Origin of the sequence: Holophaga foetida DSM 6591 (genome assembly GCF_000242615.2) — a bacterium.
In the GTDB taxonomy this organism is placed as follows: domain Bacteria; phylum Acidobacteriota; class Holophagae; order Holophagales; family Holophagaceae; genus Holophaga; species Holophaga foetida.
On record NZ_KI912268.1, the window covers coordinates 2258975 to 2272519 of the forward strand.

General features: G+C 62.1%; 11 protein-coding genes. 7 read left to right on the forward strand and 4 right to left on the reverse strand.

From position 1 onward, the window contains the following. The first annotated feature begins 1 nt into the window (after position 1). From HOLFODRAFT_RS0210080 to HOLFODRAFT_RS0210090, 3 genes are read left to right on the forward strand one after another with little or no spacing between them, the layout of a single operon-like run. Positions 2 to 949: a DUF6708 domain-containing protein gene (locus tag HOLFODRAFT_RS0210080; protein WP_005038414.1), complete on the forward strand. Its 948-nt coding sequence runs from the start codon at positions 2 to 4 to the stop codon at positions 947 to 949. Next, on the forward strand, positions 906 to 2159 hold the full coding sequence (locus tag HOLFODRAFT_RS0210085) for a DUF2345 domain-containing protein (RefSeq protein WP_244432614.1): 1254 nt from the start codon (positions 906 to 908) through the stop codon (positions 2157 to 2159). The genes HOLFODRAFT_RS0210080 and HOLFODRAFT_RS0210085 overlap by 44 nt, the downstream gene beginning before the upstream one ends. A gap of 8 nt (positions 2160 to 2167) precedes the next feature. Further along, positions 2168 to 4585: a T6SS effector BTH_I2691 family protein gene (locus tag HOLFODRAFT_RS0210090; RefSeq protein WP_005038418.1), complete on the forward strand. Its 2418-nt coding sequence runs from the start codon at positions 2168 to 2170 to the stop codon at positions 4583 to 4585. Here HOLFODRAFT_RS0210090 and tnpC read toward each other — a convergent pair. Then, positions 4531 to 5907: an IS66 family transposase gene (gene tnpC / locus HOLFODRAFT_RS0210095; protein ID WP_026939007.1), complete on the reverse strand. Its 1377-nt coding sequence runs from the start codon at positions 5905 to 5907 to the stop codon at positions 4531 to 4533. The genes HOLFODRAFT_RS0210090 and tnpC overlap by 55 nt on opposite strands. 206 nt (positions 5908 to 6113) lie before the next feature. Here tnpC and HOLFODRAFT_RS24840 point away from each other — a divergent pair, with 206 nt between their 5' ends. The 3 genes from HOLFODRAFT_RS24840 to HOLFODRAFT_RS0210110 all read left to right on the forward strand — a co-directional run bounded on the left by HOLFODRAFT_RS24840 (position 6114) and on the right by HOLFODRAFT_RS0210110 (position 9785). After that, positions 6114 to 6263: a hypothetical protein gene (locus tag HOLFODRAFT_RS24840; protein ID WP_158412943.1), complete on the forward strand. Its 150-nt coding sequence runs from the start codon at positions 6114 to 6116 to the stop codon at positions 6261 to 6263. A gap of 329 nt (positions 6264 to 6592) precedes the next feature. Next, the gene (locus HOLFODRAFT_RS0210105; RefSeq protein WP_026939228.1) at positions 6593 to 7201 is read left to right on the forward strand and encodes a DUF6708 domain-containing protein; all 609 of its coding nucleotides are present in this window, start codon (positions 6593 to 6595) and stop codon (positions 7199 to 7201) included. 109 nt (positions 7202 to 7310) lie between these two features. After that, positions 7311 to 9785 (forward strand): ankyrin repeat domain-containing protein, encoded by a 2475-nt coding sequence (locus HOLFODRAFT_RS0210110; protein WP_005038424.1) that lies wholly within the window; start codon positions 7311 to 7313, stop codon positions 9783 to 9785. Positions 9786 to 10055: 270 nt separating this feature from the next. Here HOLFODRAFT_RS0210110 and HOLFODRAFT_RS20450 read toward each other — a convergent pair whose 3' ends face one another. Beyond that, complete coding sequence (locus HOLFODRAFT_RS20450) at positions 10056 to 11210, reverse strand: ISAs1 family transposase (protein ID WP_005038426.1); 1155 nt, start codon at positions 11208 to 11210, stop codon at positions 10056 to 10058. Positions 11211 to 11330: 120 nt separating this feature from the next. On the opposite strand from HOLFODRAFT_RS20450, the gene HOLFODRAFT_RS20455 reads away from it, so the two are divergent. After that, a complete protein-coding gene (locus HOLFODRAFT_RS20455) occupies positions 11331 to 11702 on the forward strand; it encodes a DUF6708 domain-containing protein (RefSeq protein ID WP_005038428.1) in 372 nt (123 codons plus the stop codon). Between the two features lie 12 nt (positions 11703 to 11714). Here the strand turns inward: HOLFODRAFT_RS20455 and HOLFODRAFT_RS22995 are convergent, their stop codons facing one another. Next, the gene (locus HOLFODRAFT_RS22995; RefSeq protein ID WP_005038430.1) at positions 11715 to 13127 is read right to left on the reverse strand and encodes an NADH-quinone oxidoreductase subunit G; all 1413 of its coding nucleotides are present in this window, start codon (positions 13125 to 13127) and stop codon (positions 11715 to 11717) included. 45 nt (positions 13128 to 13172) lie between these two features. Beyond that, positions 13173 to 13514 carry a hypothetical protein gene (locus HOLFODRAFT_RS0210130; RefSeq protein WP_005038432.1) on the reverse strand — a complete coding sequence of 114 codons (342 nt, stop codon included), beginning with the start codon at positions 13512 to 13514 and terminating at the stop codon, positions 13173 to 13175. Between the last annotated feature and the right edge of the window lie 31 nt (positions 13515 to 13545).

The window sequence follows — 13545 nt, forward strand, 5'->3', positions numbered from 1 at the left end:
CTTGGAATACGCCGGACTGTTCGGATACAAAGTCAACCGCCCTTTGACCGAGGAGGAGAAAGAACTCAAGCTCTCTCCCCATGATCGACAAGCCTCCAATCCCTTCTACCAGCTCAGCGTCATCAAGATGAACTCGTCGTACCTGGATCTTGTGGACAAATACTACGCATGGAAGGGATTGCTCACGTTTGCCACTTCAATTGTCTTCTTGGGTATTGTCCTTTTCTTGTCGGCGCTCTTTATTTCGCTACTATCACCCAACGAGCAGCAAATCCGCACAGGTCTGGCCACCATGTGGTTGACCCTTTTGTTGATGACTGCAACAGCCTCTCCGCTGGCCATTGTGTGCATTTGGCTCCTCCGCAAAGAATCCTTCCGCTGGACCCACTACCCCATCCGCCTCAACCGGAAAAACCGCATGGTCTATGTCTTCCGTTTGGACGGAACGGTGCTTTCAGTCCCCTGGAAGGAGGTCTTCTTCACTTTGGGGCGGGGCGGAAAATCCATGGGCATCGAGTCCTGGGATGTGCGGGGGCACGTCCTGGACAAGGACCGCAAGACCGTCCTGGAGACATTCTCCTTCGGCTATGTCACCACATCCGTGGAGGGCGTCCAAGCCCACTGGGAGTACTTCCGTCGATACATGGAAGAGGGACCAAGGGAGCCCTGGGAGCTTCTGAACTACTGCCTGCCCATCGACCAACACAAGGAGCCCAGTATCCTGGGCCTGCAGAAGCTATGGCTAGTAATGCACGGCCAGATCTTCTTCCAGATCCTCCTTTCGCCAATCTTCCTGATGGCATGGATTGGCCGACAGTTCGCCATGGCCACCTGCAAGACCCCCGTCTGGCCCATAGAAGTCGAAGAAGCCTGCACCATCGAACCCGGCGACCCCTATGTCAAGGATGGCCGCACCAATCCGCCGGATGCCGGGCTCTGGTTTCCATGATTTCCGCCACAACGACCCCGACAAGCCCGTGAGCCTCAGCGTCCTGATCGGCGGCCAGCGCAAGCCCGCCCGCTTCAGCCTGGCCTCCAGCCTCCCTGGCGATAAGGCCATCTCGGGTATGCGCTCCAAGATGCACAAGGGGAGCGGCGGTAACGAACTCCTCTTCGACGACAGCACCAACGAGCTGCGGGCCCGACTGGCTTCGGATCACGCCCACACGGAACTGAACCTGGGCCACATCGTGCACCCCCGTGCCCTGGGGGTGGCGGAAGCCAAAGGCACCGGCTTCGAGCTGCGCAGCGAGGCCTACGGCGCCCTTCGGGGCGAGAAGGGCCTGCTGATCAGCACCGAGGGCGGCAGCGCCGCCCTGGAAGCCGCTGGGCTGCACAGCCAGCTCGAAAGCGGCCAGCAGCTCTCCAATGCACTCAGCGACGTGGCCGAAAAGCACCAGATGGAGCCCCTGGGCAGCCTGGAGACTGCGAAGAAAGCTCAGGACACCCTGAAGAAAACCGTCCAGACTGGGCAAACAGAAGTGCCCGCCTTCGCCGCCCCCCTGCTGGCCCTCTCTAGCCCCGCAGGCATCGTGCAAGCCACCCCCGCCAGCGCCCACACCAGCGCCGGGGAGCACATCCATCTCGACAGCGGCCAGGATACGGTGATCGCCGCAGGCAAGCGCATCATGATGGCCGCCCAGGAGGCCTGGAGCGTCTTTGCGGCGAAGTCCGGCATCAAGCTCTTCGCAGGCAAGGGCAACATCGACATCCAGGCCCACGAAGGCAAGCTCGGCCTCGTGGCGGACCAGGAGATCCAGATCGTTTCCGCCACCGCCAGCTCCGAGATCCTCGCCAAGATCGCCCTCCACCTCGCCGCCGGAGGCGGTGCCCTCACCATGAAAGACGGCAACATGGTCATCCAGCTCCCCGACGCCCTGGAGATCCACGCGGCGGGGGTGAAGATGATGGGGCCAGAGAGCGTGCAACTGGACCTCCCCCACCCGCCGAAGGATGGGGAGATCTTCGACCAGCATTTCCATGTGGTGGATTCCGAAAGCGGCGAATCCCTCCCGCACATGCCCTACGAACTGACCACCGCATTCGGAAAGGTTCTGCGGGGGGTGACGGATGCCCAGGGGTTCACCAGCAAGGTCCGGGGACTCGACGCGGAGGGCTTGAGTATCAAGATCCTTCCCAACCCCATTTCACAGTCCTAGGAATCCATATGGCCAACGACCAAGCCCCCCCCATCCATGAGCAGACAGCCGTGATGACGCCCCTGGCGGACAAGGTGCCCGTCAAGGTTCTCGTCAAGCCAGTCGGCTGGGTGGCCGTATTCCCCGTGCGTTACGCCCTGGCAAACGACTACCGCGAAGATGGGCACGAGCAACGCACAGCAGTGCCCAAGTTGAGTGGGCAATTCCAGTGCGCGCCCCTTGCCGGTAAAACCCATACCCACATGACGCTCCGCCGCCTTCGAAAAGGCTATCTCTATATGTTCAACGAAAAGGATCAAAATTGGAGCAAGTTTGAAATCAACCACCTGGGCCACCTGACCTCACTGGAGGGCAAGGACTGGAAAAAACGGAACTGTTCACCCAAGGGCCTGATCTACCTGATAGACGATGAGCCCTGCTGGTTTGCTTTCTCCGATGCGGCCTGGACCCAGGCCACCCTGAAGACCGCCCAGGAAGATGCCGCTTTTCGCTCCAAACACATGCGCCGTTTCGACCCGGGCCAAGTCAAAGCAGCCCAGCCTCACACCTGCCCCCTTCACAGTGAGCCATCCCAGGATGCGCGTCGGCATGTGGCGGACCTCCACGGAGCAACAAGCAAAAACGCATTCTGGTTCAGTCGGCACGCCTTCAAGATTTCGACATTGAAGACCCTGCTTGAAGATAGCCATGGGAGCCTGAAATCGTTCTACCACGCCGGGGCGACCCTTGCCTTGGAGGATCCTGTCGCCGTGGCCATGGACCTTGCCACGCTCATGCTGGCGCGCACCGACCAGTTCATGTCCAGGCGGGCCGAGGCGGGATTCAGTGATCCCAAGGTCACCTGGGGCTGGGCGGCCACGACCGCCAGCGCCATTGATGCGTGCGTGGAGAGCGCGGCCTTCAAGCGGTCGGGCAAGAAGGAGGGAGAGCGCCGGCTGATCGGGAAGATCCTGGGTGTGCTGGCCAAGAGCAGCAGTCCCTATTCGCCGGGTGCCCTTTCGGGTTATGACGCAGAGGTGGATGAGAAACTCGCCCAGCAGACCGCCCGGGAACTCGACGGCAACATTGCCTGGGTGAAGGCGGAATCCCAAAAGAAATACCACGCCGAGGTGCATGGAAACTGGAAGCCGATATTCAAGGAGAAATACCTGGACCCCTTCGACAAGGACTGGATCCTGCCCCTGGCGGAAGCCCACGCCGCCTTCATGGAGAGTGCGCCTCTCAAGGGGCACTTCAAGGACACCTTTGACCCGCAGGATGCCCAGAGCGGCTGCGATTTCACCCGGACCCTGGCGAAGTGCTACGCAGGGGTCCAGGACAAGGGGCCCTGCCATGACCACCTCGAAAAAGAGCTGAAAAAGCCCACGATGAGCGAAAGCCTGGTCAACCGGGCGCTGGTGCTGAACCAGGAGGGGGTGTGGTCGGCCATTGAACGGGAGAGCCACAGCCTGAAGGCCAGCCTTGCAAGCCAGGCCGACAGGCATTCCGTCGCCAGCACCTGGGCCAGCCTGTGCAGCGCCTTCGGGGCGGCCGCCCCCGGCATCGCCCCGTATCAGAAGGACGATCTCCTGACGATGTTCTTCGGGATCATCTCCGCCCCCATGGGCAAGGTGCTGGCCGCCGCCCGCAACGGCACCCTCCACCATGGGGCCATCGCCGTGGCGGTGGCGACCGGAACGCCCCTGGAGTGCATCAAGGTGGAAGGCACTGAGCGGATGTTGCGGCAGGGCCTCCTGGAATTTGTTCTGGGAAAATGTCCCGGTGTCTCGAAAACCGCCGCCAAGCAGTTCGCGGCTACCCAGATCGAATACTGCAAGCTCAAGGGGGCGAAGCTGGATGGGAGCACCTCCAGCATGGTCCTGACCTGCCGTGGCCTGGAAAGCATCTCCCATGAGGCCACCCCCCAGCAGCGATTGGCCATCCTCACGAGCGGCTTCCGCCTGGAGGAGGCCGGTGAAGCCCAGGTGGCCCTCAAGCCCTCCCATGGTCTGCCCATCCTGTCGGGCTCCCTGGGGATGCTCCTGGGCTTTGTGGGGGCATGCCAGATGAGCAGGGATCTGGATCGCGCCATGACCCACGAAGTGCCCGCGCTCAAAAAGCGCTTCCACAGCCAGATCGCCGCCCTGGTGGGCACCACCGCCGAAACCCTGACCAAGAGCCTGGAAGCCGCGATCGCCCGGGGATGGGTGGCGGATATTACGGCGTCGGCGGGGTTTCGGGCTCTACGAGGGATTGGGAGTGGCCTGGGGATCCTTGGGGGATTGGCGATTGCGGTGATGGATCTAATGGCGGCAAACCATGAACGTAAAAATAGACGTAGCCGTTCAGCCCCCTCCGCATGGAGGGGGTTTCTGATTCCACGGGGACCGCATCAGGCTGTGAAATCCGGTGCGGCGATTCCGACGAGGCTGGCCTTCATGGCCTGAGTCAGCCACTCCAGCAGGTCCACGCCGCGCTTCCGGGCCGTGCCTGCCAGGGTCAGCATGCGCTCCACAAAGCGGGCGCCATGCTCGCTCTCCACCCCCAGGCTCACCTTCCGCCACAGCACCGCCTTGCGGATCGCCCTCTCGGCTTCATTGTTGGTCGGCACCACCCCTTCATGGCTCAGGTAGGTCCAGAGTCGATCCCATTGCCGGAGCAGATCGTTGGCTGTCCCCCGTGCTTTCTTGGTGGTATCGGGGTGCTTCGCCAGGATCTCGAACCGCTCCCGCATCTCCGCCTGGATCGACTGTGTCTCCTTGGCCAGTTCCTCCCGACTGATTTCCTCTTGCTCACACTGGTGCCACAGATGGAAAGCCTTGTCGCTGGCCAGCTTCAGCATGCAGCCCTGGGTTCCCGTCTCACCCTTGCTCTCCAACATCCCCTGCACGTCACGTCGAATGTGGCTGTGGCAGAGCTGGTGCTTGGCCTTGAGGAACTTCTCGTAGGGCTTCCATCGGTCGCGCTGGATGATGCCCGGGTAGTCCTCGCCGAGGAGGTCCTTGGCCTGCGCCTGGCCCCGTCCTGGCAGAAGTCGGAAGGCTTCGGCCTCCGCCGTTGCGGCGACCCAGAGCCACATCCGATCCTCTCCGCAGCGACCGAACCCCGTTTCATCGGCGTGCACCACTGGGGAGGCCTTCACCTCTTCGTGGATCGCTCTGGCAGTCGGGGCCACAGCCTCGCTCACCGACTTGCAGCAGGCCGCCACGGAGCCCAGCGACATCCGCACGCCAAAGACGGATCGGTGCATCACCATGATCTCCCGCTTGGTCAATCGGAATCGCCCCGAGAGCATCCCGGTGAGCGCCTGGAGGCGGGGGCCGAAAGCACCCTTCGGGGTTCCCACCGGCGCAGCCGCCCGGGTGACATGCCCGCACCGGGGGCAGGCTTTGGACCACTGCCTCAGCTCCGTGATGAAGGCCCGGAACGCCGGCGACTCGCAGAACTGCCGGATGATGGCATCCCGGCGGGGAGCCTGCTCCAGGGATTCCCCGCATCTCTCGCAGGACTCGGGATCGGCGTCCTTCACCTCATCCACCTCCTCGGGCGGAACCTGCTCCCGGGTCTTTCCGGCGTGACCCGGCTGACCGCCCCGCTTCCGTCCACTCGGATCTACCGGTGGCTTGCGCTTCCTACCCATGTCCGAACTGGGAGGCTTCGAGCTGTTGCCGGAGTTCTGGGTGAGCTTGGATTCCAGCTCCTGGATGCGTTGCAGAGAGGCCGCCAACAGGGCCTTCAGCTCGTCAACTTGCCGCTGCAGTTCGTCCATCTCTCAAGCCTTGCAGCCCTGAACGAAAAGTACAACCTAGCCATTCATATCAAGTGCGAAATACCTGAACGGCTACAAATAGACATTATGGGCTCGCTGCCTGCTATCTCATATCAGGAATTCTTGGGGTAGGCCTTGCCTTCATATCCTTCTATTCCCTGATTGTCGGCGCGGCAGCCGTGCCGGTGTGGGGTTGGGTGCTCGCCGTGGCCCTGATCCTAGTAGGCCTCGCCATCAGTTACCTCAAACCGGAAAAGGTGTTCGAGTGGCTAGAGCGATGCTGCTGGGGCCAGGGCAAGCGCTATGAAAGTCTGGACGAAGAAATGAAGAATCTGGCCTTGGCCACGGGGGCCTGATGTCGATTCAATCGAGACTTATGACCAAGGCGATGCCCCCAGTTAACCGCCCGCTAACCCCGGAAGAAATGAAACTCAAACTTTTCCCGCGAGAGAGACTGGAGGTCAACGCAAGGCCCCAGACCAATGCCATCCGGACCAACTCCACCTACCTTGAATTTGTGGATTACTGGTATTCCTGGCGGGGGCTTGGTTTTCTTGGTGGTGCTGCCATAGCTCTTATTTATTCTCCCTTTTTTGTTTCCGTTATGCATATCTCAATTGTCGAGTTTTGGGCTGGCACCGGAGACAACACATCAAGCCTGCTGTTCCTTCTCCTGGTGACAGCCTTGGGCATACCTACCCTTTGGGCTGCCTGGTTTCTCTTTTCCTTCGAAGCCTGGAAGTGGACCCACTACCCCATCCGCTTCAACCGCAAGAATCGGATGGTCTACATGTTCCGGCGGGATGGAACGGTGTTGAGCGCCCCGTGGGACGAGCTCTTCTATACACGCTTCTACAACAAGGGCATGAGCGACTGGCAGCTCCATGCCCACGTCCTGGAGGCCGATGGCATCACCGTCAAGGAGACCATCAAGATCCGCAACATCAGCGGTACCCTGGAAGGCCTCCTGGAGATCTGGGAGCATGTCCGCCGCTACATGGAGGAAGGCCCCCGGGAGGCCTTCGAAAAGACCCGCTACAGCCTCCCCCTATGGGACCGCCGGGAACCCTTCTGGTATGGCTTCATGGCCTTCTGGGGCAATTTGAAGGGATACCCCCTGGGGCAACTCGTTCTACTCCCCCTCTTCATCTTCGGTTCGGTGGGCCGCTGGCTGGCCGCCCGCACCAGCAAGCTCCCGGTCTGGCCCCAGGAGGTGGAGGAGGCCTGCGTCATCGAGCCCGATGATCCCTATGTCAAGGATTGGCGCGCCAATCCCAAGTCGCTCCTCGGATGAGGTCAGAGACGCTGTGTCCAATCCCCCTTCGCGCACTTCAAGCCCCATCATGCCCCACGGGCGCCTCCGTCTGGGCTGCCTTTCGTTGCCGTTTCCCAGGAAGCCACCTATGACCATCCTTCTGCAGCCTCGCAGCAGCGCTTGCCTTCTCCTTCTCGCCTCGGGAACCCTGTCGGCCGCGCCCACTGCCCAGCCCAAGGCATCACCCATCGCGCAGGCCTTCCGGGAGGCCGTTCCTCGCATGGCTCAGGCCCGCAAGGAGACCCAGGTTGCGGCGAGGCGGTTCGCGTCCAAGCCGCCTCGTCGGAACCTGGATGCCGAACTGTGGGATGCCCTGGAGCATAAGGATGGGGTGCAGGCCCTCGCCCTCACGGGAGAAGGCGCCAGGGCCGCAGGGCAGCGGGCGGAGACGAGGGAGGAGGAAGAGGGGGAGGAACGAGGAGGCTGGACCGCCCTCATGCTTCTAGCCGACTCGGATTTGGGACTCAGTGAAGACCAAGAAATTCTGCTCGCGCAGCGCCTTTTCGACGGCGGGTCGCCCCTGGGCAAACGGAAGGATCGCCAGGGCTCGGCCCTCACGCTGGCCATGGCAAGAGGGAAATGGAAACTGGTGGACTGGATCCTCGCGACCGGAGGTGAAGATCTCTCCGCGACCCGAGAAACCTGGGAATCGGGGGACCCCGACTTTTCACCCCTTGGAATGGCCATGCAGGCCCGGAGGCCTGAACTCTTCCGGCGCCTTCTGAAGGCCGGGGCGGATCCCGAGGTGCCGGATGCCCAGGGGGCCACCGCCCTGCTCCACGCCGCCGGGCAACCTGAGTATGCCGATATCCTCCTGGCCGGTGGGGCAAAGGCTTCCGTGCGGGACAAGGAACAGCGCGGCATGGTCGAGTACGCCGTCATGGCGGGAGCGAGCCTGGATCTGGTGGACAGGTGGGCCAAGTCCGCCGCTCCCTTCCAGCCCCACCCTGGAATCCTCGCCATGGCCGCTAGGAGCCGTTCCCCCGAGCGGGTGCTCGACCTACTGGCCCGGAAGTGGGGGAACCCGGACGCAGCCGACAAAGGGCAGCCGCCTGCCCTCATTTTGTGCGCTAGGCGGAACCGGCTGGATCTGGTGGAAGCTCTGCTCAAGGCCGGAGCCAGTCCAGCCCTGGGGCAAACGCCACTTCAGGAAGCCCTCAAGGCCGGACACCTGAAAGTGGCCTTGCGCCTCCTCCAGTGCCCCGATTACGACCAGGGCATCCTGGCGAGCTGGCAAGGAGGTTTCCCTTACCTGGCGACCGCCTGTGGCCTTGAGGCCGAGCCGGAAAATGCCGACGCCAAGCGTGACGTGATCCGCCTCCTCATCGCTCGGGGTGTCTCCCCGGATGAGGTGGCCTCCCCTCGGTGCTCGGGTGACGAAGTGATCCACACGGCACGGGAACTCGCTGAGGCTTGCGGCTTCGGGGGCCTCATGCCCCAGGGCCCCTCGGCCTGGGCGCGCTGGAAGGACGCCCCGGTATTGGACTGCCTCACAGGGGCGCCCATTCCCCCCGGTGCTGGCGCCCCGCGCCGATCCGGGCAGCTTCCTCCGCTCAAGACCCCTCGACTTACGCGATTCCATCCGAAGAATACCCGGCACTCCCCGGAGATCGGGGTCGGCCCCTTCGGGTATCAGTTCCGCTTGGCCCCCGACACGCCCTACCGCCTCTTCTCTAAGGACGCCAAGCACGAGATCCAGGGGACCGATCATCAGGGGGTTCTCTTTGACACCACGGATTCGGATGGATACACCCGCTTTGTCCGCATGCCCCACCCGATCAAGGAAGAAGATTGGTGCCTCTGTGAAGTGATAGGGGAACTCGACGGCCGTTTCGGCAGCTTCTTCAATCTGGTGAACTCGGATACAGGAGACCCACTCCCAGACTCCCCCTATGCCCTCGAACACCTCCCTGCGGGTGGGGTCTACTTCGGTCGCTCGGGCAAGGATGGGATGACCGCCTACCTGATGGGCCGACAGGCAAGTGGGATCACGTTGTTCGCGTCAGATTTCGCGTTCCAAAGCCTGGATGACCAGATCCTCTTCAAGGCCGACCACTTCTGGCGGCGGAAGGGACATCTCCAGGAGAACCTTCGACAGCTAGAGTGGCTTTTCCAGGAGAATGGGAGCACGGGGACAGAGCAGTCCACCTCCCAATCCACCGCCCAGCTCAGAAGCGCCCAGGAAGGGGAGGATGAGTCTGGCGATTTCGCGGGGGAGCAACCTCGCACAGCGGACGAGATTAGGAAGGTCCATTCGGTTCTCCGGGCGAGCCGAGCGGCCTTCCTTGTGGCCAACGACCGGACTGAACTGGCCGGTCCAGACCTGGATTATCTGGTTGCCTGCCCCAGCTTGCCCAAATCGGCACAGAGTCAGCTCGAGTTCCTCGGGGAGCGCCTCGCTTTCGAGCCGAGGGGCAGGATCCTCGGCGCCATCGCCAAAGCCATGGCGAAGCCAGAATCTGCCGTGGCAAGACGCGGAATACCCGATAGATCCTGCCTCATCGAGCCCGATGATCCCTACTTCAAGGATTGGCGTTCCAATCCCAAGTCGCTCTTTGAATGAGGAAGGGCGCCATTGAAACGCAACTCGGCAGAGAGGGATCATTCGGGACCGCTGCGCGCAACGGCACCCTCCACCATGGAGCCATCGCCGTGGTGGCGGCGGCGGGGGCACCCTTCCCCACGCAACACTCGGTACCGGCTGCTGGCCAGCTTTGCCGGACGGGATTGGCTACCCGCTGAGGACCAATCACGAGGTTTCAAGTTGAGCTATGTCATCTTTCCTCCTCATCCAGGCTTGGCCTGGCGCACGGGCCACCGCATGATGGAATTATTAGATAGAGGTCGTCTCTCCATAGTGTGGGAATCCAAGCAAAGCAGCCATACGATAATCCGGCGACATGGCGGCCTGCATCCTGCGGAACTTGATGCTTCCCATGGGGTTCGGGTCCTGCCGGAGGAGATTCAGCACGATATGGCGGAGGACCGCGCTGCACTCAGGGCCGCTTCCCTTCCGAGTCCGATTGGCATCTTCCCGAAATGCCACATCGAGAACCCAGTGGAGCTTGTTCTCGATGCCCCAATGATGGCGGGCGGCCGAACCAATAGCCTCGGCTTGGGTCATGGGCAAGGTGGTGATGTAGAACCGTTCTTCCAGGGCAGGCTTGCCGTCGCGCAGGGATTCTGAGTGGATTCGCGTGATCGTCTCCAGTTTGGGCCATTCCAGGAGGATGTCCTCCGGGAGTTGCTCAACGGCATCAAGGGTGGTCACGCGGCGCCGCTCATGTCTGCCACGTCGAGACTCCAAGGATTCGGCGCTGCCGTGGGCAGTATCAGCCAGATTGGCATCCAGCCGCTCGAAGCATACCTTGATGGCCTTGTGGAGGCGCTCCTGGTTGCCCTTGACGGCCAGAAGGTAGTCGGCCTTCTTGGCCACGATCCCCTTGGCGATTCCCTTCTGGCACCCCATGGCGTCAATCGTCACGATGCACCCTTTCAGATCCAGAACCTTGAGGAGTGCGGGAATAGCTGTGATCTCGTTGCTCTTTTCGTTGACGGCGCATTGTCCAAGCACCATATGGTTCGCAGAGGACCAAGCGCTGACCATGTGCAGGGCCGACTTACCGGCTGCAAGCGATGCCCGGAGAGTCTTACCATCCAGGGCCACAACATCCCCAGGAACCTTCTTCCGTACGTCGCGAACCCAGGAGAGGAAGCACTCTGTGAAGGCCTTGGGGTCGAGCAGGATGAACACCCGGTTGATCGTGTCGGCGCTTGGCACACCGTTGGGCAGCGAGAGAAAGGTTCTGAGCCATGCCTCCTGCGACTTGGCGAAGCGGTGGATGTCCTCCCAGCTGTCAGCACCACAGAGAACGGCCAGGACGGCGATGAGAATGATGTCGAGAAGGAGGTGCCGCTGACCACGCATGCTCCGGGGATCGGGCAACGATTCGAGGTGATCGACGAGGCTTCTGGCTTTGGTTCCCATGGGAAGATCTCCATAGAACGTCATGCCATAGCTGGCTATAAAGTACAAGTATCAAATGGGCACTTCCGGTTGAATTACGCGGAATCTAGCCGATTTGATCGATTTTGTAATGATTGGTACATGCGGCGGCCCTGCTCCACCTCCCAGGACACGGTGGTCGCCTACTGGGAATACCTGCGCCGCTACATGGAAGAAGGCCCGAAGGAGCCCTGGGAGCTTCTGGACTACTGCCTGCCCATTGACCAGCGCAAGGAACCCCGCATCCTGGGCCTGCAGCGCCTTTGGCTCGAAGTGAACGGGCAGATCCTCTTCCAGATCTTGCTGTCCCCCATCTTTCTCATGGCCTGGATTGGCCGCAAGTTCGCCATGGCCACCTGCAAGATCCCCGTTTGGCCCAGGTCGGTCGAAGAGGCCTGCACCATCGAACCCGGCGACCCCTATGTCAAGAATGGCCGCACGAACCCGCCGGATGCGGGGCTCTGGTTCCCGTAGGCAGGGCTCGTCCTACCCCTTCATCAGCTCCTTGACCCATTCCGGCACCGTCTTCACGCCCTTGGGGGCCTGGAGGGCCTTCTGGTAGCGACGGAGGACGCCATCGTGGGTGAGGACAGAGTCACTCTCCTCCAGGTAGGTGGTCACGGGCAGCCGGGCTGAGGCGAGATCGCCCAGTTCAGAAGGGATGGGCTCCAGGGCCAAACTGAAAGGCACGGCCTCCAGGAGGGCCCTGAGCACGGCCTTCTCCCCTGGGGAGCTAAACTCGGCATCGTGCAGCAGAACGACGGCCCCCACCTGCCCGGAGATCGCAAGTGCCAGAAGTGCATCCAGACGCCCGAAACGGAATCCCCGCTCACTGAAACCCCGCCGGTTGAAGATGCCGTCGCTGCTCTTCTGAAGCTCCGGGTGGGAGATGGCATGGGTGAGATCCCCGGTACCGAAGCAGAGGGCATCCGAAGCCAGCAGCGCCAGACGCTGGGCGGCATCGCAACCAAAGGTGCCCTGCCCCACCACCGCGACCTTCCCGGCTCCCCGGAGGGCCTCCGCGATGGCTTCCACCGCCGCAGGCTGTCCGTTCAGAAGGGGTTTCGCCAGACGATCGGCGGGATCCAGGTCATAGCGATGGAAGGCAGCGCGTTCATCATCGAAAAGGAACTGGGTGGCAGGCCTGCCCGGTTCGGGGCGGGGCCGGAAACGCCAGACCCGGTTCTGGTCCACATCTGCCCAGATGGGGCTCGCCATGGCGGAATGCCGACTGATGGTGGGAACGGGCTTCAGGAACCAGACCCGCTTGTTGAAGCGGAAGTCCCGACTTGTGAGAGCCCCCACAGGACAGAGATCCACGACGTTGCCCGCCAGGGGATTCCCGTCCAGAGTCTTGCCGGAATAGGTGGTGATTTCCAGGCTGGCTCCCCGGTTGGCCACCGTCAGCTCCGCGCCACCGCTCACCTCCTGAGTGAAGCGGACACAGCGGGTGCAATGGATGCAGCGATTCTTGTCGATGACGATCTTGGCGCCCAACTCCTCGTAAGCGTAGCGCCGCTTGGCTTCCACCATGCGGCTGTCGCCGGAGCCGAAGGCATAGCTGTAGTCCTGGAGCTTGCACTCCCCGGCCTGGTCACAGATGGGGCAGTCCAGGGGGTGGTTGATGAGCAGGAACTCCATCACCCCGCCCCGGGCATCCGCCACGGACGGGCTGTTGGTGAAGACCTCCATGCCCTCGGCGGCGGTAGTGGTGCAGGAGGTGGCCAGCTTGGGCTGCCCCTTGATCTCCACCAAGCACATGCGGCAGGTGGCCACAGGGCTCAGGGCCGGGTGGTAGCAGTAGTGGGGGATTTCGACGCCGACTTGCTTGCAGGCATCGATCAGCAGGGTGCCAGGTTCCACGGAAACGGTCTGGTCGTTGATCTTGATCGTAGGCATGGGACTCCCGGGGGGGTTGGGCCCCCTGATTATGGAACAGCTCGGCTAGGCGTTGGTCGGCGAAGCCACCAGACAGTGCCGGCAGAAGGCCAGAAAGTCGTCCAGGGATGGATAGTCCACCTTCACCCCCGATGGCACAACGTTGGGGATCACGATCCGGTTCCGCAGCTCCCCGCAGGCCTCCATCGAAAAGATGAACCAGGCCAAGCGGTCAGCCTCGCCCGAGAGGTTCACAGACACGATCCGGGTTTCGAAAAAAAGATCCGGCCTCAGGTCCGTATCCGCGATCCGGTGCCACGAAGGAATGTGTCCCCGCTTGACGAACTCGGCCCTCAACTCGTCCAGGGTGTGCTGGATCGTGAACTGGACTTCAACCTGGACATCCATGGAACCCTCCGGATTCCATCATCGACCCATG

What these genes read in the sequence shown, in the direction of transcription:
- HOLFODRAFT_RS0210085 (WP_244432614.1), top strand. Translation starts at nt 906, where the DNA reads ATGGCCGCACCAATCCGCCGGATGCCGGGCTCTGGTTTCCATGATTTC.
- HOLFODRAFT_RS0210090 (WP_005038418.1), top strand. Translation starts at nt 2,168, where the DNA reads ATGGCCAACGACCAAGCCCCCCCCATCCATGAGCAGACAGCCGTGATG.
- tnpC (WP_026939007.1), bottom strand. Translation starts at nt 5,907, where the DNA reads ATGGACGAACTGCAGCGGCAAGTTGACGAGCTGAAGGCCCTGTTGGCG.
- HOLFODRAFT_RS0210110 (WP_005038424.1), top strand. Translation starts at nt 7,311, where the DNA reads ATGACCATCCTTCTGCAGCCTCGCAGCAGCGCTTGCCTTCTCCTTCTC.
- HOLFODRAFT_RS20450 (WP_005038426.1), bottom strand. Translation starts at nt 11,210, where the DNA reads ATGGGAACCAAAGCCAGAAGCCTCGTCGATCACCTCGAATCGTTGCCC.
- HOLFODRAFT_RS20455 (WP_005038428.1), top strand. Translation starts at nt 11,331, where the DNA reads ATGCGGCGGCCCTGCTCCACCTCCCAGGACACGGTGGTCGCCTACTGG.
- HOLFODRAFT_RS22995 (WP_005038430.1), bottom strand. Translation starts at nt 13,127, where the DNA reads ATGCCTACGATCAAGATCAACGACCAGACCGTTTCCGTGGAACCTGGC.
- HOLFODRAFT_RS0210130 (WP_005038432.1), bottom strand. Translation starts at nt 13,514, where the DNA reads ATGGATGTCCAGGTTGAAGTCCAGTTCACGATCCAGCACACCCTGGAC.